This window comes from Streptomyces xylophagus (genome assembly GCF_000716435.1).
Taxonomy (GTDB): Bacteria; Actinomycetota; Actinomycetes; order Streptomycetales; family Streptomycetaceae; genus Streptomyces; species Streptomyces xylophagus.
On the sequence record NZ_JNWO01000008.1, the window covers coordinates 113,962 to 133,136 of the forward strand.

21 protein-coding genes are annotated in these 19,175 nt (G+C 67.8%); 14 read left to right on the forward strand and 7 right to left on the reverse strand.

The window, feature by feature from the left end; translation table 11 throughout:
* Window positions 1-67 precede the first annotated feature (67 nt).
* Together OO70_RS20555 and OO70_RS20560 are read left to right on the forward strand one after the other, a co-directional pair.
* On the forward strand, window positions 68-829 hold the full coding sequence (locus tag OO70_RS20555) for a phosphoglyceromutase (protein ID WP_043673224.1): 762 nt from the start codon (window positions 68-70) through the stop codon (window positions 827-829).
* Between the two features lie 236 nt (window positions 830-1,065).
* Window positions 1,066-1,632: a dihydrofolate reductase family protein gene (locus OO70_RS20560; RefSeq protein ID WP_043673227.1), complete on the forward strand. Its 567-nt coding sequence runs from the start codon at window positions 1,066-1,068 to the stop codon at window positions 1,630-1,632.
* A gap of 71 nt (window positions 1,633-1,703) precedes the next feature.
* Here the strand turns inward: OO70_RS20560 and OO70_RS52510 are convergent, their stop codons facing one another.
* Window positions 1,704-3,326: a replicative DNA helicase gene (locus OO70_RS52510; RefSeq protein WP_158711493.1), complete on the reverse strand. Its 1,623-nt coding sequence runs from the start codon at window positions 3,324-3,326 to the stop codon at window positions 1,704-1,706.
* 268 nt (window positions 3,327-3,594) lie between these two features.
* On the opposite strand from OO70_RS52510, the gene OO70_RS54645 reads away from it, so the two are divergent.
* From OO70_RS54645 to OO70_RS20575, 4 genes are all read left to right on the forward strand, one after another.
* A complete protein-coding gene (locus OO70_RS54645; RefSeq protein ID WP_158711494.1) occupies window positions 3,595-3,744 on the forward strand; it encodes a hypothetical protein in 150 nt (49 codons plus the stop codon).
* 151 nt (window positions 3,745-3,895) lie between these two features.
* Window positions 3,896-4,318: a hypothetical protein gene (locus OO70_RS20565; protein WP_043673230.1), complete on the forward strand. Its 423-nt coding sequence runs from the start codon at window positions 3,896-3,898 to the stop codon at window positions 4,316-4,318.
* A 49-nt stretch (window positions 4,319-4,367) separates the two neighbouring features.
* Window positions 4,368-4,583, forward strand: coding sequence for a hypothetical protein (locus OO70_RS20570; RefSeq protein WP_043673233.1), 216 nt, complete (start codon window positions 4,368-4,370; stop codon window positions 4,581-4,583).
* A gap of 38 nt (window positions 4,584-4,621) precedes the next feature.
* Window positions 4,622-4,951, forward strand: a complete 330-nt coding sequence (locus tag OO70_RS20575; protein ID WP_043673237.1) for a hypothetical protein — start codon at window positions 4,622-4,624, stop codon at window positions 4,949-4,951.
* Here OO70_RS20575 and OO70_RS20580 read toward each other — a convergent pair.
* Window positions 4,912-6,327 (reverse strand): lanthionine synthetase LanC family protein, encoded by a 1,416-nt coding sequence (locus tag OO70_RS20580; RefSeq protein ID WP_234336893.1) that lies wholly within the window; start codon window positions 6,325-6,327, stop codon window positions 4,912-4,914. The two genes, OO70_RS20575 and OO70_RS20580, sit on opposite strands and share 40 nt — an antisense overlap.
* A 175-nt stretch (window positions 6,328-6,502) precedes the next feature.
* Between OO70_RS20580 and OO70_RS54650 the strand changes: the two genes are divergently transcribed.
* Window positions 6,503-7,114, forward strand: a complete 612-nt coding sequence (locus tag OO70_RS54650) for a hypothetical protein (protein ID WP_043673240.1) — start codon at window positions 6,503-6,505, stop codon at window positions 7,112-7,114.
* A gap of 84 nt (window positions 7,115-7,198) precedes the next feature.
* Here the strand turns inward: OO70_RS54650 and OO70_RS20590 are convergent, their stop codons facing one another.
* The 4 genes from OO70_RS20590 to phoU all read right to left on the reverse strand — a co-directional run bounded on the left by OO70_RS20590 (window position 7,199) and on the right by phoU (window position 10,773).
* A complete protein-coding gene (locus tag OO70_RS20590; protein ID WP_043673243.1) occupies window positions 7,199-8,578 on the reverse strand; it encodes a S53 family peptidase in 1,380 nt (459 codons plus the stop codon).
* A 157-nt stretch (window positions 8,579-8,735) separates the two neighbouring features.
* Window positions 8,736-8,921, reverse strand: coding sequence for a hypothetical protein (locus OO70_RS20595; RefSeq protein WP_043673246.1), 186 nt, complete (start codon window positions 8,919-8,921; stop codon window positions 8,736-8,738).
* 162 nt (window positions 8,922-9,083) lie between these two features.
* Window positions 9,084-9,332 carry an SCO4226 family nickel-binding protein gene (locus OO70_RS20600; protein ID WP_019072371.1) on the reverse strand — a complete coding sequence of 83 codons (249 nt, stop codon included), beginning with the start codon at window positions 9,330-9,332 and terminating at the stop codon, window positions 9,084-9,086.
* 751 nt (window positions 9,333-10,083) lie between these two features.
* Window positions 10,084-10,773, reverse strand: coding sequence for a phosphate signaling complex protein PhoU (gene phoU / locus OO70_RS20605; protein WP_043673253.1), 690 nt, complete (start codon window positions 10,771-10,773; stop codon window positions 10,084-10,086).
* A gap of 267 nt (window positions 10,774-11,040) precedes the next feature.
* On the opposite strand from phoU, the gene OO70_RS20610 reads away from it, so the two are divergent.
* Together OO70_RS20610 and OO70_RS20615 are read left to right on the forward strand one after the other, a co-directional pair.
* Window positions 11,041-12,294 carry a sensor histidine kinase gene (locus tag OO70_RS20610; RefSeq protein ID WP_043673256.1) on the forward strand — a complete coding sequence of 418 codons (1,254 nt, stop codon included), beginning with the start codon at window positions 11,041-11,043 and terminating at the stop codon, window positions 12,292-12,294.
* The gene (locus OO70_RS20615) at window positions 12,291-12,971 is read left to right on the forward strand and encodes a response regulator transcription factor (protein ID WP_009340348.1); all 681 of its coding nucleotides are present in this window, start codon (window positions 12,291-12,293) and stop codon (window positions 12,969-12,971) included. The genes OO70_RS20610 and OO70_RS20615 overlap by 4 nt, the downstream gene beginning before the upstream one ends.
* A 270-nt stretch (window positions 12,972-13,241) precedes the next feature.
* On the opposite strand, the gene OO70_RS20620 is transcribed toward OO70_RS20615, so the two are convergent.
* Window positions 13,242-13,898, reverse strand: coding sequence for a hypothetical protein (locus OO70_RS20620; protein WP_043673260.1), 657 nt, complete (start codon window positions 13,896-13,898; stop codon window positions 13,242-13,244).
* 588 nt (window positions 13,899-14,486) lie between these two features.
* Between OO70_RS20620 and OO70_RS20625 the strand changes: the two genes are divergently transcribed.
* From OO70_RS20625 to rlmB, 5 genes are all read left to right on the forward strand, one after another.
* Window positions 14,487-14,969 (forward strand): CarD family transcriptional regulator, encoded by a 483-nt coding sequence (locus OO70_RS20625; RefSeq protein WP_003953493.1) that lies wholly within the window; start codon window positions 14,487-14,489, stop codon window positions 14,967-14,969.
* A gap of 305 nt (window positions 14,970-15,274) precedes the next feature.
* Window positions 15,275-16,027 (forward strand): 2-C-methyl-D-erythritol 4-phosphate cytidylyltransferase, encoded by a 753-nt coding sequence (gene ispD, locus OO70_RS20630; RefSeq protein WP_043673265.1) that lies wholly within the window; start codon window positions 15,275-15,277, stop codon window positions 16,025-16,027.
* Window positions 16,017-16,511: a 2-C-methyl-D-erythritol 2,4-cyclodiphosphate synthase gene (gene ispF / locus OO70_RS20635; RefSeq protein ID WP_043673267.1), complete on the forward strand. Its 495-nt coding sequence runs from the start codon at window positions 16,017-16,019 to the stop codon at window positions 16,509-16,511. Before ispD ends, ispF begins: the two co-directional genes overlap by 11 nt.
* Window positions 16,512-16,624: 113 nt before the next feature.
* A complete protein-coding gene (gene cysS / locus OO70_RS20640; RefSeq protein ID WP_043673270.1) occupies window positions 16,625-18,025 on the forward strand; it encodes a cysteine--tRNA ligase in 1,401 nt (466 codons plus the stop codon).
* Between the two features lie 121 nt (window positions 18,026-18,146).
* Window positions 18,147-19,088: a 23S rRNA (guanosine(2251)-2'-O)-methyltransferase RlmB gene (rlmB, locus tag OO70_RS20645; RefSeq protein WP_043673273.1), complete on the forward strand. Its 942-nt coding sequence runs from the start codon at window positions 18,147-18,149 to the stop codon at window positions 19,086-19,088.
* Window positions 19,089-19,175: the final 87 nt, after the last annotated feature.

The following is a 19,175-nucleotide window of genomic DNA, read 5'->3' on the forward strand; positions in this document are numbered from 1 at the left end:
CGTCAACTGTCGGACCGAAGGGCAGGCGCCCGGCCATGGCCCGAATGCGTGGATTACGCTCTGAGGCATGGCCGACGCACCGTACAAGCTGATCCTCCTCCGCCACGGCGAGAGCGAGTGGAACGCGAAGAACCTGTTCACCGGCTGGGTGGACGTCAACCTGAACGAGAAGGGCGAGAAGGAGGCGGTCCGCGGCGGTGAGCTGCTCAAGGACGCCGGCCTGCTCCCCGACGTGGTCCACACGTCCCTCCAGAAGCGCGCGATCCGCACGGCGCAGCTGTCGCTGGAGGCCGCGGACCGCCACTGGATCCCGGTCCACCGCAGCTGGCGCCTGAACGAGCGCCACTACGGCGCCCTCCAGGGCAAGGACAAGGCGCAGACCCTCGCGGAGTTCGGCGAGGAGCAGTTCATGCTGTGGCGCCGTTCCTACGACACCCCGCCGCCGCCCCTCGAGGACGGCACGGAGTTCTCCCAGTCCGCCGACCCGCGCTACGCGTCGATCCCCCCGGAGCTGCGCCCCCGCACGGAGTGCCTGAAGGACGTCGTCGTCCGCATGCTCCCGTACTGGTACGACGGCATCGTCCCCGACCTCCTCGCGGGCCGCACGGTCCTGGTCGCCGCCCACGGCAACTCGCTCCGCGCCCTCGTCAAGCACCTCGACGGCATCTCGGACGCCGACATCGCGGGCCTGAACATCCCGACGGGCATCCCGCTGGCGTACGAACTCGACGCCGCCTTCAAGCCGCTCAAGCCGGGCGGCACTTACCTTGACCCCGACGCGGCTGCGGCTGCGATCGAGGCGGTCAAGAACCAGGGCAAGAAGAAGTAGGTTTTGTGATCACGCCCCCGACCTGAGCTCATGGCGCGGATCGGGGGCGCTGTCACGGCCTGGGCCCTCTGCGGAATGAGGTGCGCGTACGCCTTCGGCGTGCGACCCGGGTCTCGCCGCTCGTGACCTGTCGATCGTGCGTGACCTGGGCGTTCCTGGCTGCCTCACGGCCACCGATGAGTTTCCCGCGCCGCGCCGGTCTGTACGCGTGAGACCGACTCACGGAAGGTTGAGCCATGCGGAAGCTGATCTACGGCATGAACCTGACCCTGGACGGCTACATCGCCGCGGCCGGCGACGACATCGGCTGGGGCGGACCGCCGAGCGACGAGCTGTTCCAGTGGTGGCTCGACCACGAGCAGGCGAGTGGCCTGTCGCTGTACGGGCGCAAGCTGTGGGAGACGATGAGCTCCTACTGGCCGACCGGCGACCAGCAGCCGGGCGCCTCCCCGGCGGAGATCGAGTTCGCGCGGAACTGGCGGGACACGCCGAAGGTGGTGTTCTCCTCGACGATCGACAAGGTCGACTGGAACACCCGCCTGGTCACCGGCGACGCGATCGCCGAGATCACCCGGCTCAAGGCCGAGGACGGCGGCCCCATGACCATCGGCGGCGCGACCCTCGCCGGGGCGGCCATGCGCGCCGGGCTGATCGACGAGTACGCGATCGCCACCCATCCGGTCCTGGTGGGCAGCGGCACGCCGTTCTTCACCGCACTGGACAGCTGGGTGAACCTGAACCTGGTGGAGACACGGACGCTTCCCGGCGGCGTGGTCCTGACCAGGTACGAGACGAGGCGCTGAGCTACCCGAACGATTGAAGCCCCTGAACTGCGAGTCCAAGGCTTTTGAGACCCTACAAGTTTGCGCCGCGGTCAAGACATGTCAACGAATCTCGCATAGTGACCTTGGAACGCTACCGTGATCCAAGCCGTGGGATTATTGCGATTCTTGGCGATGATCAGATCTGCTTCCCCTGCTCGCGGAGAGTCTCTTTCGTAAGCATCCTCGCGGTCAAGAATAATTACTACGTCTGCAATATTCTCAAGTGATCCGGGGAGATCTCTGATTTCAGGACGACGGTGTGTGCTGTGTGCTGGCGGGCGCGTCATGGGGTAAAAAGCGACGATGGACAGTTCTAGCTTCTTGGCCAGTTCGCGTAGCCTGCCTGCGATCTCAGCCGAATTTCCGTTCCCTGACTCGCGATTCACTGAAGAATCGGGAAGTAGCAGATCGAGGCTATCGACAACCACCAGTCTAAGGTTGTCGCGTACTTTGAGCCTCTTGCAGTCACGGGCAAGTTGATCGAGGCTGTAACTGCTGTCGTCAACTATGTGGATAGGCGCAGCGTTGACTGATGGCATAACGCGGGCAAGTCGTGTCCAATCCTCCTCGGTCATGATACCGGCACGCATGTGATGCAGGGCCACCCGTGCTTCTGCGGAAAGCATTCGGGTGATCATGTCTTCGCGATTCATCTGAAGGGAAACCAGAAAACTCGTATCGGCGTGCTGAATTGAACAGCTTCTGATGAAATCGGTCGCAAGGGTCGACTTTCCCATGCCGGATGTACTGCCTACAAGTACAAACTCACCGGCTCGGAAGCCGGAATTAAGTGCGTCGAGATCCCGGAATCCCGTGGGGACTCCGAGTGGGGCGTTCCTTGATCCGGCAGCTTCAACCTGGTCCAAAGCCCCCTCAAGTACCGCACGGAGACCGCTGACCGAGTTTCTTTCACCTGTGAGGGAGAAGAACTCCTCTTCGGCAGAACTCATGAGGCCATCAATTTTTATTTCAGGGTCATCCGCGGCTGATTGTGCGGTTTTTTGCAGCTTGCTTCCGAATCTGGCAAGGCGACGCGCCAGGGATCTGTCTGCGATTTCTGCGGCATAAATTTCGGCATTTTTTGGATTATCCACTTCCTGTACTAGGGTGGCGATGTACTTAGCAGCGGTGGATTTCGAGAATTCTTCAGAACTCACCAGCTTGGCTACTTCTTCGACAGATACCTCCCTTCCGTTTATATAGCTGTTGGCGAGAGTTGAAAAGATGCTGCCGTGCGTACTGCTCGCGAAATCTTCAGAATTCAATATTTCCGTGACGTCGGCAACGGCGTCCTTGGAAAGGAGCATGCAGCCCAGTAGTAGGCGTTCGCTCGTGAGGTCGTACTCAATCACCTCCGGATCCGATGCGGCGGGCTTCCTTTTCTCGGAGGGTTGATCGGCTTTCGGGGATTCAGGAGCGGCTTGATGATTGTGTGCCGCTTCGCATAGCTCTACGAGATGCTGAATCAGGCTACGAGTGCTTTCCTCGTCCGGCTCTTCAATGTTTCCTTCGCGGTGCAACCACGAAGCGAGACTTGTGAGCTGCCTCGGGTTTGGAAGATGTTTTCCGCCAAGGACTTTGCCGATCGCTTGATAGTTCAGAGTTGTGGGGACTGAATCATCGTGTTTCAAGCCAAGGGCGATTTTCCGGAGTCCGGGGCGACCGGCTGCCACGTAAGCCCGATGGAGAGTAGTGAGCATCTGCCTGTGCGGGCCGGGAGGTACCTGGTCCTCGCCCGGCATCACCACTCCTCGCTTCCCTCGTGATGTCCCCACGCGGGCTCCCTAACTGTCTCGAAGTGTCTCTGCCGCAGACTCTCATGTGCGGTCGGCGCAGGTCAGAGACTTGATGCAACTCGCATCTGTCGCGTTGCGACGCAGACCGCACACCTGCTGTGCCCGGCGGTTGAGGCTGGAGTTACCGAACAGCGAAGGGAAGCTCATGCGCCGCTACCAGAAGAGACTCGTCAGCCTCGAACGCCGCCCGCTCAGCGAGCAGATCGGCGACACGGTGATGGTGACGCTTGTTCAAGTCACGGTCACTCTGTCACTCAATGCGCTTGTGACCGCTGTCTTGTCGTGGGCCGGGTAGTCGAGAAGAACCACCAGTTGCGCGCGTGCGGCGGTGGGGGTTCTGACGACTACGACCGGCAACGACCACCCGACCGCAGGTAAGTTGGGGTGCCCACCCCTCTGACCAGGGCCGGGTCGTCCGACCCTCCCGCCCGTCGACAGGAACCGCCATGGAACTGGTCCCGACCAGAGGGGTCCGCGTGGCCAACGCCGGCCTGGGTGGGGTGCCGGCGGTCGCGAGTGTCGTCTACGGGATTCAGGCCACCGCTGTATTGCCACGGCTGTCGGCCTGCCTGGCGTTGCTTCTCTCCGTGACCATCGCCGTGCGGGGATACCGGGCCGGAGTCTCGTGCGGGAACGGTGAGTTGACCGTACGTGGTTATCTGTGGACGCGGACCATCCCGCGAAGCGGCATCGTGGAGATCACCGACTTCCCCGCCGTCCGCTGGACCGATCCGAGGGGGCGCGGGCGTTGGTCGCCTCTGTGGGTCTTCCGAGCCGACTCCCGTGAAATCGCTCGGTCGGCGGCGTCCAAGAACCAAGACCTCGCGGCACTGCGCCGCTGGGTGCGCGGTCGCGCGAAGTCCTCTTGACGGCCAACGAGCCTTGGCAAGCGGGCCGTTCCCCTGTCACGATCAAGCTGTGGCCGACGATTCGAAAGTCTTGAGATGGCTCGACGTCCTCTCCGACCTCATGGGCTTGGTGGTCGGCGTCATGCTGCTGGTGGTAGGACTCGTGACCTACCGCGACGGCGGCTCCGTTGGCTGGTTCGTCGCGGGGGTGGCAGTGCTCCTGATCAACCTCTGGGTTGTCGGGCGTCGCTTCCGCCGGCGTCGGAAACCGACTCCGGTGTCGTAGTGCCTCCAACTTCCGCTGACCACTAGCGAATTGAGGGGATGGCGTTGCTGCGGTTCATGGACTGGTCCGTGGTCGCGATGGGTTGCGCGCTGGTCCTTGCGGGGCTCGGTGGGCGGTGGTGGGAGCGGGCGAAGGTTCGTGAGGGAACCGGTCCTGATCAGGGTCTGCGGTTCGTCTGGGCGTGGCTCCCCCTCCTCCTCGGCGTGGGGATGATCGGCGGCAACCTGCCGCGCCTGCTGCACGCGTCCTACACCGTCTTCATGATCATGGACACCCTCAACCTCGTACTGGCGGTCACGACACTGGTCCTGGGCCTCCGGGCGGGGCGTCACTTCTTCCGGGGGCGAGGGCTTCCCACCCTCGAATGACGGTGCCGATGGCAATCAACTCGGGGCGGGCTGCGCGCGATCGCCCCTAGGCGGACACCTGTGGCTGGTCCGGCCAGGCGAACGCGTACCGGGGATCGCCCCCTCGGCCCAACTCCCCTCCGCCCAGCCCGTCTTGGCCCAGCTCCCCTCGACCCGACCCCCCCTCTCCCCAGCCGTACAAAGCGCAGGAGTTCCCGGACGATCCCCGCATTACCCATCGCCCAACCGGTGCACGGTTCGAGGTCGTTCGGGGTGACCCGGTGTTCGACGTTGGACCAGCGGGCGCCGGCGGTGTCGCGGGTCGCGCGGGTGGTGAGGTCGGAGACGAGGACGTGGGCGAAGTCGTACGGGTCCTGTTGTTCGGCGATCCGGTCGCAGGCCAGGGCGAGGACGCCCGCGGTGCCGCAGCACCGGCCGTTGTTGTCCCAGAAGCCGGGGCGCGGCCGCTGCGGGAGGCCGGAGTGGGTGACCGAGTGCCAGCAGCGCTCGGCGAGGGCGGACCAGACGGGGTCGGCCGTGATGTCCCGCAGCAGCCGGAAGACCTGGGCGTCGCCGGCCGGCCCGTGGCACCAGCCGAAGCTGACGGGCTCGATCACATCGGGGCGGTACTGCGGGGTGGAGTGCGGGACCAGGAAACCCGCCGGGCCCGCCTCGTCGCGTGCCACGACGTCCGCCGCACCGGCCAGCGCCAGTTCCAGCAGGTCCGCGCGGCCGGTGGCGTCGCCGACCCGGGCGAGCGCCAGGACGATGCCGAGCGTGCCGTGCGAGAGGTGATGCAGCCGGGAGTCGATGCCCGTGCGGTGGGCCCAGTGGACGCCGGCCGGGGTCGTCTCCGCGGCCCGCAGATACGGCTCCACCGCGAGGACGGCCAGTTCGGCGTCGCCGGCGAGGAGCGCGCCGAGGCCGATTCCCGCGTTGCCGCCCATCAGCTCGAACAGCTCGCCCCAGCGGGTCCCGTCGAAGCGCGACCGTACGAGTTCCAGCGCGCGGTCGGCGGCGGCACCGGCGGCCGGGTCGCCGAGTTGTTCGTGAAGTGCCCGCAGGACGAGGGCAGTTCCGGTGCGGCCGAAGTAGAGGGAGTCGTCGGCGAAGGCGTCCACGTCGTCGACGGAGTCCGCGAGGCTGCGGCCGGCCCGCAGGGCGGCATCCGCGTAGGAGTCGTCCCCGAAGTGCCGCCACGCCTCCAGGAGTACGGGCACGTTCCCGGCGGTACCGCTGTAGAGCATGGGGTTGAGCTCGTCGTCCGAGGGCCTGGTCGTCCAGGCGAGGCCTCCTCCGGGGGTCTCGCGCGCCGCCCCGATCAGCCACCGCAGCCCGTCCACCGCGAGTTCCTCGACCTCGTCGACCGCCACGACCATGGCTTCCGGTGTCGTCATGGAGCCCACTCTCGCATGATCTTGGCAGGCCGTTCAGGCCAGTTGACGTCGCGCCGCCTTTTCTCGTCCGTACGTGGATACGGCACGTCACCGGGCTGCGAGGATGAACCCGGCACAGCTCATCACCGCGTGAGCGCGCCGACGTCCGTACGCACTCTCGGGGGGAAGAGCACCCATGGCGAACCACTACCCCGGACCACCACCGGAACAACCGCCGGGCCAGCCGGGCCAGTTCGGCAAGCCGGTCCAGCCCGGTCCGAATCCGTACGACACACCGTCCCCGTACGGCAGTCCGTACGGCGGCACCCCGCCCGGCGGCCCGCCCACCGTCCCGTCCGCCGGTCTCTTCGGCGAGAGCGGCAGCGGCTACGGCTACCCCGCGCCCCCCAACTACGGCTACCCGCAAGCCGTACAGCCGCCGTCGCCGCAACAACCCCCGTTCGCCGCACCGATGTTGACCCTCGGGGACATCGCGGTCAACGGCGACACGATCGTGAGCCCGGCCGGGCCGATGCCGCTCCGGGGCGCCGTCTGGACGGCCACCGACATGTCGCGTACAGAGGAACGGATCCCGCCGCACGCGATCGTGCTCGCGATTCTCTTCTTCCTGCTCTGCTTCGTCGGACTGCTGTTCCTCCTGATGAAGGAACGCGTCACCACCGGCTTCGTGCAGGTCAGCGTCAACAGCGGTGGCCGGCACCACTCCACGATGATCCCGGTGCAGTCGCGCAACCAGGTCGTATACGTGCTGAACCAGGTCTCGTACGCCCAGTCGATCAGCGTGTGAACAGACCGATCAGCGTCTGAACAGGCCGACGGCCCGGGTACTGGACCCGGGCCGTCGTTCGCGAATCAGGGATGCGGCGATGCCTCAGTGCCGCCGGCTCGCCTTCACCAGCGCCGGAACGAACCGCAGCGCGTCCACCGTGCCCACGCCCGTCGCCATGTCGTAGCCGTTGACGGCGGTGTAACCGGTCACGCCCGCGTACGTGTTGTTCGTGCCGTCGTTGACGTCGACGATGCCGTTGCTCTTGGCTCCGTGCTTCGCCAGCGCGTACAGCGCCTCGTTGATGTTGCCCACGCGGTGGCCCGCGGCCTGGTCGGCGAGGGCGACGATGCCCGAGAAGAGCGGGCTGGCCTCGCTTGTGCCGCCGTAGACGTCCCAGCCGATCGCGGTCGGGTCGTAGCTGGAGTAGACCCAGGCGCCGCCGTTGACCGCGGCCGCCATCGACACGTCCGGGGTGCCGCGCTGGGCGCCGACGATGCCCTTCACGCCGTTCTGGAAGGACGGGCGGGCGAAGACGTGGGACTGGCCGCCGCCGCCCGCGCCGTAGTCGTTGTAGACGCTGTCCGGCGTGACGCGGTTGCCCTTGTCGTTCAGGTGGAGCTGCGTACCGCCGATCGACGTGACCAACGGGTCGGAAGAAGGCCAGGAGTTGACGGGCTTGTCGTAGAAGGCCGAGCCGTCCGCGTTGTAGTCGGTGGCGCCGCCGTCGCCGGAGGAGGCGAGGACGGTCACGTGCTTGCGGTTGGCGTCCTGGAAGGCGTAGCGCAGCTTCTTGATGCTGGAGAAGTCGCCCTGGTCGAAGCCGGGGAAGGTGTTCTCCGTGGCGCCGAAGCTCTGCGTGATGACGTCGCCGACGCCGTGGTCGATGAGGTACTTCTCGGCGTCCATCATCTCCGGCAGACCGGTGACGCCCTCGGTCTCGGCGACGGCCGTCTCGACCAGCACGATCTTCGCGTCGGGCGCGACCGCGTGGGCCATCTCGACGTCGAGGGTGGACTCGCCGGCCCAGCCGGTCATGTCCGCGTTCTTGGGGTCGAAGACGGGCACGTTGCCCCACTTGACGACCTTGACCTTGGTGCTCTTCAGGCCGAACTGCTTGCTGTAGACGTCGAGATCGTGCTGGATCGTCGGCGAGCCGAACGAGTCGACGATGACGATCGTGCGTCCCTTGCCCGTAATCCCCTTCTTGTACAGGGAGTTGAGGTTGTACGCGGTCCGGTACTGGAGCGGGTTGTAGCAGGCGATCTGCCACTTGGCCTCGCACTGCTCGCTGGTGAGCGGGCTGGACACGTCGCGGGCGAGGGTGTGTCCGGTGATGGCCGGGACCGCCTTCGTCTGCGGTACGGCGGCGGGTGCGGCGCTGGTGACACCGGCCAGCGGAGCGGTCGCCAGCGCGGCGGCGGCGAGGGTGGCGGTGGCGGCCGTGGAAGCCGCGAGGCCACGTCTGTTGCGGGCTATGTGCATGAGTCCCCCCTGAGTGATTCCGAGTTGCACGCGATCGTCTGCGTGCATCTCACCCAGTGAGACATGCACAGGACAAGACAGTTGAACTGCCGATGCCGAACCCTTTGCCCAAACAGCACCCAACGCTCGAACGGTCCTGCCGGTCAACCGTGTTGACTCAGGCGGCAGTTCCGGCCAGCCGCCGGAACGCCTCCGTGGTGCGGGGATGAGCGATCTCGTCGAGCAGATGCCGCCACTCCGGATCACCCACGGCGGGGTGCGCGAGATCCCACGCGACCAGCAACGGGACGAGGGCGTCCTCGCCGGGGACCTCGGCCGGGTCGGTGAACTGCCTTGATTCCATGGGACGTTCCTTCCGGGCGGGCGATCAGTGGAGATCGGCTGGAGGAGCAACTGGCTTCTAAGATGCCTTCGTTCGCCCGCACCCACCATGGAGCGCCCCACCCGGTCGGGGGTGGGGCTGACCGCACCCCGGGGCACCCCCCCCAACACCCCCGGTACGGCGTCAGATCGAGTACGGCACCGGGTGCACCTCGTCCGCCCTGTGCCCCGCGCGTTCGTGGACACGCTGCACCGCTTCGGGCGACGGGGCCTCCGACAGGCAGTAGACGGTCCCGGACTCGGGGTCGGCCCACGCCCGCTCGAAGTGGACCCCCTCGTCCTTCTCCACGGCGAGATCCGCCTTGTGGGCCGCCATCAACTGGTCGGCCGTGATGCCCTTCATTCCGTGGTGTACGTCCATGTACTGAGCCATGACCGCGCACCTCCTTCCGCGCGCTAGCCCGCTCTGCCTTCCACTTCCCTTTCCATGCTGCGCCCGTACGGCGCTCCCGGCTACCGAGCGGAACGATCACGGGGACGGGGGACGGGCGACAGGGGGCGGCGCGGGTGTCGCCGTGCTGTTCGCGGCGGAGGGACCCCGATGCGGCAAACCCGCCCCGGGCCCCTCCGCCGTGGTCAACGACTCCGCGCGTCGGTCATCCGCACTGGCATGGATTGCCGGACTGGCACCCACACCCGCATCCCGAGCCACAGCCGCAGGCGCCGAAGAGCGGAAGGCTCTTGATCTCGACGGGCTGCTGCGTCTCGCGCTCCTGCGTGGGGTCGGGCGTCGTGCCGGGTGATTCGGCCATGGGTCCTCCTAGAGGCTGGTGCCTGTGCCCATTGGATGCCCGTTTCGCCGGGCGCATCAACGGCGCATGGAGGCTTCCCCGCACGCCCCGAACGGGGGACTCACGCCCTGGAGGACTCACGCCCCGGGGGAGGCGGGCTCAGGGCCCTGGGCCGGCGGGCTCGGGTTTCTGGGTGCATCTCGCGCGCCCGCACTCCGGGCCGCAGTTCTGCACGCCCAAGCCCGCCTGCCGGAGAGCCGGGTCCCGTCACCCGACAGGCGCACGCACCCGCCCGGAGAGCCACGCCACCCCGGGCCCCAGACCCGCACGCCCGAGTCACCGAAGTCACCCAGATCGCCCAAGCCGCAGAAACCCCACCCCCCCGCCGGAGGCCTACGCCCCCTCAACCCCCGTGACCGGCTGAATGTCCGGCTGCAGTTCGTCCGCGTGTTCGCCCGTCACCAGGAACACCACCCGCTTCGCGACCGACACCGCGTGGTCCGCGAAGCGCTCGTAGTAGCGGCCGAGCAGGGTCACGTCGACCGCCGTCTCGATGCCGTGCTTCCACTTGTCGTCCAGGAGGTGCTGGAAGAGGGTGCGGTGGAGCAGGTCCATGTCGTCGTCGTCCGCCTCCAGCTGGAGGGCGAGGTCGACGTCCTTCGTGATGATGACCTCCGCCGCCTTGGCCATCAGGCGCTGGGCGAGCTGGCCCATCTCCAGGATGGTCGCGTGGAGGTCGTGCGGTACGGCGCGCTCGGGGAAGCGGAGCCGGGCGAGCTTCGCCACGTGCTGGGCGAGGTCGCCGGACCGCTCCAGGTCGGCCGACATGCGCAGGGACGTGACGACGATGCGCAGGTCCGTCGCCACCGGCTGCTGCCGGGCCAGCAGGGCTATGGCCCGTGCTTCCAGGTCGTGCTGGAGGTCGTCGACCTTCTTGTCGGCCTCGATGACGCTCTCGGCCAGCTTCAGGTCGGAGTCCAGGATGGCCGTGGTGGCGCGTCCGATCGCCGAACCGACCAGCCGGGCCATCTCCACCAGACCGTCACCGATCGAGTCAAGTTCCTCGTGGTACGCGTCCCGCATCAGGGTTCCCTCTCCTACGTTTGCTTCGGGGGCTCAGGGGTTCAGGGGGCCTGGGCCCATCGGTGTGACCATGTGACCAAACCGTGTGACCGTGTGACCAGAAACCGGCCCTTCCACCCCACGCTCCCACGTTCCCGCTCCTACGCGACGGTTTCCGCCACCCCAAATGAATCAATACTGGCTCCAAGGTGAACTCTGGGCGACGAGTGTTCGAGGTCGCACTCCGATGGCTGTGGCCAGGAGGTATCCCATGCCTAACCTGGGAGCATGGACGTGAACGCGGCGGTCGCCGCAGCGGCAGCGATCGCCGGGGTGCTCACCGGCGTCATCGCCATGCTGGCGTTCCGCTGGAGCGAACGCGACCAGAAGCGACCGACCAGGACCTCCCTGCATACGGACCCGGTGCTTCCGCCGGGTGTGGACACCGTGCTCTCGGTGCTCCGCTCCTCTGCCGTCGTCCTCGACGAGGCGGACGCCGTGGTCAAGGCCAGCTCGGCGGCGTACGCCCTCGGACTGGTCCGTGGCGGAAAACTTTCCGTCGACCCGATGCTCCAGATGGCCCGGGACACCCGGCGCGACGGCGAGATACGCCAGGTCGAGCTGGATCTGCCCAGGCGGGGCACCGGACGCGGCGAGGCACTCGCCGTGTCCGCACGGGTGGCCCCCCTCGGCTCCCGGCTCGTCCTGCTCCTTGTGGAGGACCTCACCGAGGCCCGCCGCATCGAAGCCGTACGACGTGACTTCGTGGCGAATGTCAGCCACGAACTGAAGACCCCGGTCGGGGCCCTCTCCCTCCTCTCCGAGGCGGTCATGGACGCCTCGGACGATCCTGAGGCGGTGGAGCGTTTCGCCGGCCGGATGCAGATCGAGGCCACGCGCCTGACCAATCTCGTGCAGGAGCTCATCGACCTGTCGCGGGTCCAGAACGACGACCCCCTCGAAGACGCCGAACCCGTCCGCGTCGACGAACTCGTCGCCGAGGCCATCGACCGCTGCCGGCACCAGGCCGGCACCAAGCAGATCACCATGGCCGCCGGCGGCACCGCCGACCTGCACGTCTGGGGCAACCGCGGCCAGCTGGCCGCCGCCCTCGGCAACCTGGTCGAGAACGCCGTCAACTACTCGCCCGCCCGCACCCGCGTCGGCATAGCCGCCCGCCGGGTGAACGCGCCCGGCGGCGACCACATCGAGGTCGCCGTGACCGACCAGGGCATCGGGATATCCGAGAAGGACAAGGAGCGCGTGTTCGAGCGCTTCTACCGTGTCGACCCGGCCCGCTCACGGGCCACCGGCGGTACGGGTCTCGGGCTGGCGATCGTCAAGCACGTGGCCGCCTCGCACGGCGGGGAGGTCACGGTGTGGAGCTCCGAGGGACAGGGCTCCACGTTCACCCTGAGGCTGCCGGAGGCGGGTGCGGCCCGCGACCGTGCCCACCAGCACCCCGACCTCGACGACGAGGTCGAGGGGTCCCCTGACACATCCCCGTACGAACCGCTTCCCGCCCCGGAGGTCCTTCCGTGACCCGAGTGCTCGTCGTCGAGGACGAGGAGTCCTTCTCCGACGCCCTGTCGTACATGCTCCGCAAGGAGGGCTTCGAGGTCGCCATCGCGACCACCGGGCCCGACGGACTCGACGAGTTCGAGCGCAACGGCGCCGACCTCGTCCTGCTCGACCTGATGCTGCCGGGCCTGCCCGGCACGGAGGTCTGCCGCCAGCTGCGCGGCCGCTCCAACGTCCCCGTGATCATGGTGACGGCCAAGGACAGTGAGATCGACAAGGTCGTAGGCCTGGAAATAGGAGCCGATGACTACGTCACCAAGCCCTTCTCGTCCCGCGAACTGGTCGCCCGTATCCGGGCCGTCCTGCGCCGCCGCGGCGAGCCCGAGGAGGTCACTCCGGCCGCCCTCGAGGCAGGTCCGGTCCGCATGGACGTGGATCGCCACGTGGTCACGGTCTCCGGCTCCAAGGTCGACCTGCCCCTCAAGGAGTTCGACCTGCTGGAGATGCTCCTGCGCAACGCGGGCCGCGTACTGACCCGCATGCAGCTCATCGACAGAGTCTGGGGCGCCGACTACGTAGGCGACACCAAGACCCTGGACGTCCACGTCAAGCGCCTCCGCGCCAAGATCGAACCGGACCCGGGCGCGCCGCGCTACCTGGTGACGGTCCGCGGCCTGGGCTACAAGTTCGAGCCGTAAAACCGGGCCTGGCGGTGGCCGTCGGACGGAGTCCGGCGCAGCACTCCGAAGCCCGCGCAGCGGTGCGAGGGGTGCGTCAAAAGTGGTGTTCGAGCCGGACCCGGGCGCGCCGCGCTACCTGGTGACGGTCCGCGGCCTCGGCTACAAGTTCGAGCCGTAAACCGCCACCACCGCGTTATCAGCTCTACGACGAAGGGCGGGACCTCTCCGTGAGGTCCCGCCCTTCGTCGTAGTCCTACGGATTGCTACGACTGTTGCTACGACCGCTGCTCAGCCGGCGGACGCCGACTCCGTGGCCGTCGCGCTCGCGGAGGCCGAGTCGGTCGGTGTGGCCGACGTGCTCTTGCCCGGCTTCGGCGAGGTGGACGTGGTCGCCGTCGCGGAAGCGCCCGCAGCGGGCGTGGGGATCGAGGTCGGGCCCCACTTGGTGAAGTAGCTGTCGGCCGGGACGACGAACGCGCTCAGGCTCACGCCGCCGGTCGTGCTGAGGGTGAAGGTGACCTTCTGGGCGTTGCCGTCCGTGATGTTGCCGGGGTCGGTCAGCGCGGCGGAGGCGTTGCCCTTGCCGCCCAGGACGAGCGAGCCGAAGGCCGGGACGACCAGCTTGCCCTTGCCCTTGGCGGGGGTCAGCGTGGCCGTGCCGACGCCGTCGACGCTGACGGAGTCCAGCGTCTGGGGGTCCTTGCTGTTGTTGAACACGGTCGCGGAGATCACCGCGGGACCCGTGCCCTCGGTGCCGGACTCGGTGAGGGGCTGGGTGATGACGAGCGCGTTCTGCACCTTGATGACGCCCACGGAGACGGCCGCGTTGTCCGGCTTGACCTCCAGCGTCTGTGCGTCGTTGCCGGCACCGCACGCGGCGAGCGAGGCGATCGAGAACGCGATGGCGGCGGCGGCGAGGGCGCCGCGTCGAAGGCTGCTGCTCACGGCGGCGGCTACTCCTTGAACGTGGGCGGAGCAGGGCGACTCTCTGATAAAGCCGCCCTAAGTGTCTGTCAGCGGCCTTAGGTTACCGAGCCGTTCCCGCACCACCGCACCCGACCCTCCCTCAACCGGGTACCCGTGTGCCTCAAGTGACTCGTGGGTCACTTGCGACCGGCACTCGTCCGGCATTCACATAAGCAGCTCAGACGTCTGTCGGCGGATTTTCGGTGAAGAATGCACGGCACCTCGGATAATTGATCACCGGCATCTCGACGGGCTTCGGTGATCAATTCCGGATTCGTCTCGTACCGGGCTCCGGCATCCGAACGGAGTAGGGGAAGTCGAGCACTTGGAACCAGACATTTAGGGACGTTCGTCCACTTGGAGGCGCCTCCGGATGTGTGTAACGTACGCGTTTCACCTCGCCCGGAGAGCCGCTCCGACCTGCGAATACCCTCTTCCGCTCGGTCTCCGCAGCACGTTCCTGTTGCTGTTGTCAAGCCCCGAGATGTGCCCTGACCTGCGAAAACGCCATTCAGAACCCGCAGTTTCCGTGTTACCCTGGATAGCCACGGAAGGGGTACCTGTCACATGACGTTCAAGGTTGGCGACACCGTGGTCTATCCCCATCACGGGGCCGCGCTGATCGAGGCTATCGAAACTCGCCAGATCAAAGGCGTGGACAAGACCTATTTGGTGCTGAAGGTCGCTCAGGGTGACCTGACGGTGCGTGTGCCAGCGGACAATGCGGAGTTCGTCGGCGTACGTGATGTGGTCGGTCAGGACGGGCTGGACCGGGTCTTCGAGGTGCTGCGCGCTCCGTATGCCGAGGAGCCCACGAACTGGTCGCGTCGTTACAAGGCAAATCTGGAGAAGCTCGCCTCCGGCGATGTCATCAAGGTCGCGGAAGTCGTCCGTGACCTGTGGCGTCGTGAGCGCGAGCGCGGACTCTCCGCAGGTGAGAAGCGCATGCTCGCCAAGGCTCGCCAGATCCTGGTGAGTGAGCTCGCGCTCGCGGAGAACACGAACGAGGACAAGGCCGAGGCCCTGCTCGACGAGGTTCTCGCGTCCTGACGCAGGCAACTGGTACGCCCTGCTCAGCACACTGAAATGCCGTGGTGCCCGATGACAGCTCCCTTGTCGCCGGGCGCTTCGGCATGTTCGGGGAAATTTTCCGACGCCGACCGCGACTCCGTCGAGGTCCAGGACCCCGACTCTGTGACTCTGTCGAACGCCGGAGAGACATCCCCCGATAATGGTGTGCCGGGCCCGGGCAGCAGGCTCGACCGGTGTCACGGAAGGGTCCGGTCAAGGCGTCGCGCCCGGCACTCCTCAGGCCATACCCACGTAGGTCGAGCACACAAACCTGACAGGAACCGATGTCTGACGATTCGCGCCCTTCGCAGGCGCAGTCTTCCGCCGCAGCCGTCATTCCGGCCGCCGGCCGGGGCGTACGCCTCGGTCCGGGCGCCCCCAAAGCGCTACGCGCGCTGAACGGCACCCCCATGCTCATCCACGCGGTCCGCGCCCTCGCCGCGTCCCGCGCGGTCTCCCTGGTCGTCGTCGTGGCCCCGCCCGACGGCGCCGCCGAGGTCAAGACCCTCCTCGACGCGCACGCGCTGCCCGAGCGGACCGACTTCCTGGTCGTCCCCGGCGGCGACTCCCGCCAGGAGTCCGTGAAGCTCGGCCTGGACGCGCTGCCGCCCGGCTACGACATCGTCCTGGTCCACGACGCGGCCCGCCCGCTGGTCCCGGTCGACACGGTCGACGCGGTCATCGAGGCCGTACGGGAGGGAGCTCCCGCCGTAGTACCGGCGCTGCCCCTCGCCGACACGGTCAAGGAAGTCGAGCCGGCCGCGCACCCCGGCGACCCGGAGCCGGTGGTCGCCACCCCCGAGCGGGCCCGCCTCCGTGCCGTACAGACCCCGCAGGGCTTCGACCGCGCCACGCTGATCCGCGCCCACGAGACGGTCACGGACAACGTCACCGACGACGCGAGCATGGTCGAACAGCTCGGCCTCACGGTCGTGGTCGTCCCCGGCCACGAGGAGGCCTTCAAGGTGACCCGCCCCCTGGACCTGGTCCTCGCGGAGGCGGTCCTGGCCCGCAGGAGGCTGAACGATGGCTTCTGACCCGTACCCCCTCCCTCAGGTCGGCATCGGCACCGACATCCACGCCTTCGAGGAGGGCCGCGAGCTGTGGTGCGCGGGTCTGAAGTGGGAGGGCGAGGGCCCGGGGCTGGCAGGCCACTCCGACGCGGACGTCGTAGCGCATGCCGCATGCAACGCCTTGTTCTCCGCAGCGGGCCTCGGCGACCTGGGCCAGCACTTCGGCACCGGTCGCCCCGAGTGGTCGGGCGCGTCCGGGGTCACGTTGTTGAGGGAGGCGGCTCGTATCGTCCGAGAGGCGGGCTTCACGATCGGCAACATCGCCGTACAGGTAGTAGGCCCACGCCCGAAGATCGGCAAGCGAAGGGACGAGGCACAGAAGCTGTTGTCGGAGGCGGCGGGGGCTCCGGTGTCGGTGTCGGGTGCGACGACGGACGGCTTGGGCTTCCCGGGCAGGGACGAGGGCCTGATGGCGGTGGCAACAGCCCTGGTCGTGAAACACGCGTGAGTGAGCCGGTTTTTTAGGGGCGCGGGGAACTGCGCGACCAGCCCCCACCGGCCCGCAGACAACAATCGACCCAACCGTCTGAGGCACAAGGAAACGCCCACTACCCTTGTACCGTGACCATTCGCCTGTACGACACCAGCGCCCGGCAGATTCGTGACTTCACCCCGCTCACAGCGGGCTGTGTCTCGATCTACCTCTGTGGCGCCACCGTGCAGGCCGCCCCCCACATCGGCCACATCCGCTCGGGCCTGAACTTCGACATCCTCCGCCGCTGGTTCGAATACCGCGGCTACGACGTCACGTTCATCCGCAACGTCACGGACATCGACGACAAGATCATCGCCAAGTCCCGTGACCAGGGCCGCCCTTGGTGGGCGATCGGCTACGAGAACGAGCGCGCGTTCAACGACGGTTACAGCGCACTCGGCTGCCTCCCGCCGACGTACGAACCGCGGGCGACCGGTCACGTCCCCGAGATGATCGAGATGATGCGCGGGCTCATCGAGCTTGGTCACGCGTACGAGGCCGACGGCAGCGTCTACTTCGACGTGCGCTCCTACCCGGACTATCTCCAGCTGTCCAACCAGGACATCGACGACCTCCGCCAGCCCTCCGAGGAGGGCATCACCGGCAAACGCGACCCGCGCGACTTCGCGATGTGGAAGGCGACCAAGCCGGGCGAGCCCGACTGGGAGACCCCGTGGGGCCGCGGCCGCCCCGGCTGGCACCTGGAGTGCTCGGCGATGGCGCACAAGTACCTGGGCCCCGCCTTCGACATCCACGGCGGCGGCCTCGACCTGATCTTCCCGCACCACGAGAACGAGATCGCCCAGGCCAAGGCCTACGGCGACGACTTCGCGCAGTACTGGGTGCACAACGCCTGGGTCACCATGAGCGGCGAGAAGATGTCGAAGTCGCTCGGCAACAGCGTGCTGGTGAGCGAGATGGTCAAGGTGTGGCGGCCGATCGTGCTGCGCTACTACCTCGGCACCCCGCACTACCGCTCGATGATCGAGTACAGCGAGGAGGCCCTGCGCGAGGCGGAGTCCGCGTTCGCGCGGATCGAGGGCTTCGTGCAGCGGGTCGTGGAGAAGGCCGGGGGAGTCGTCGAGCCCGCGGCCGAGGTGCCGCCGGCGTTCGCCGAGGCGATGGACGACGACCTGGGCGTGCCGCAGGCGCTCGCCGTCGTACACACCACGGTCCGCCAGGGGAACTCCGCACTCGCGGCCGACGACAAGGAAGCCGCCGTAGCGCGTCTCGCCGAGGTGCGCGCCATGCTCGGCGTCCTCGGCCTCGACCCGCTGGACCCGCAGTGGGCCGGCGAGACCGACCGCGGCGACGATCTGCACGGTGTCGTCGACACCCTGGTCCGCATGGTCCTCGACCAGCGCGAGGCCGCCCGGGGCCGTAAGGACTGGGGCACCGCGGACGCCATCCGTGACCAGCTCAACCAGTCGGGCCTGGTCATCGAGGACGGTCCGCAGGGCCCGCGCTGGACCCTCGGCCCCCGCTGAACCCACCCCGATCGCACCCGGTCAACGAAGATCGACTGTGCCGCCCGGCCCTCCGGGCGGCACACTGCATAGACGTACGTACGCACCGCACCCCCAGACGGGTCACACAGACAGGTAGGTCATGGCAGCCAACAACCGCCGCATGTCCGGCAAGAAGGGCGCGCAGGTCGGCAGTGGCGGCCAGCGGCGCCGGGGCCTCGAGGGCAAGGGCCCCACCCCGCCCGCCGAGGCGCGCAAGGGCCACAAGAAGAACCGCGTCGCCAACGCCAAGGCCAAGCAGGTCCAGCGCCGTCCGGTCGCGCGCGGGCGCGGCGGCAAGGGCACGTCCGAGATGGTCGTGGGGCGCAACCCGGTCGTGGAGGCGCTGCGCGAGGGCGTTCCGGCGGTCACGCTGTACGTCCAGCAGTTCATCGACAACGACGAGCGGGTGCGCGAGGCGCTCCAGCTCGTCGCCGAGCGCGGCGGCGTCCACCTCATGGAGGCCCCCCGCCCCGAGCTGGACCGCATGACCAACGGCCTCAACCACCAGGGCCTGGTCCTCCAGGTCCCGCCGTACGAGTACGCGCACGCCGAGGACCTCGCCAACGCGGCCTACGACAAGGGCGAGGACCCGCTGATCGTCGCCCTCGACGGTGTGACCGACCCGCGCAACCTCGGCGCGATCGTCCGCTCCGTCTCCGCGTTCGGCGGTCACGGCGTCCTCGTCCCCGAGCGCCGCGCGGCCGGCATGACCGCGGGCGCCTGGAAGACGTCGGCCGGTACGGCGGCCCGTACGCCCGTCGCCCGCGCCACCAACCTGACGCGCGCCCTGGAGGCGTACAAGAAGGCGGGCCTCGCGATCGTCGGTCTCGCGGCCGACGGTGAGCACGAGGTCGGTGAACTCGCCGCGCTGGAAGGCCCGGTGGTCATCGTCGTCGGCAGCGAGGGCAAGGGCCTGTCCCGACTCGTGGGCGAGACCTGCGACTTCCGGGTCCGCATCCCGATGCCGGGCGGTGCGGAGTCGCTCAACGCCGGTGTCGCGGCCGGGGTCGTCCTCTACGAGGCGGCGCGCAAGCGTTCCTGAACGGACGTTCGGCACCGTCACCCACTCGGGGCAATCTGCGGGGCGAGGGCGAGCTTGACGCTGTCCGGACACTTCCGGCAAGTCAAA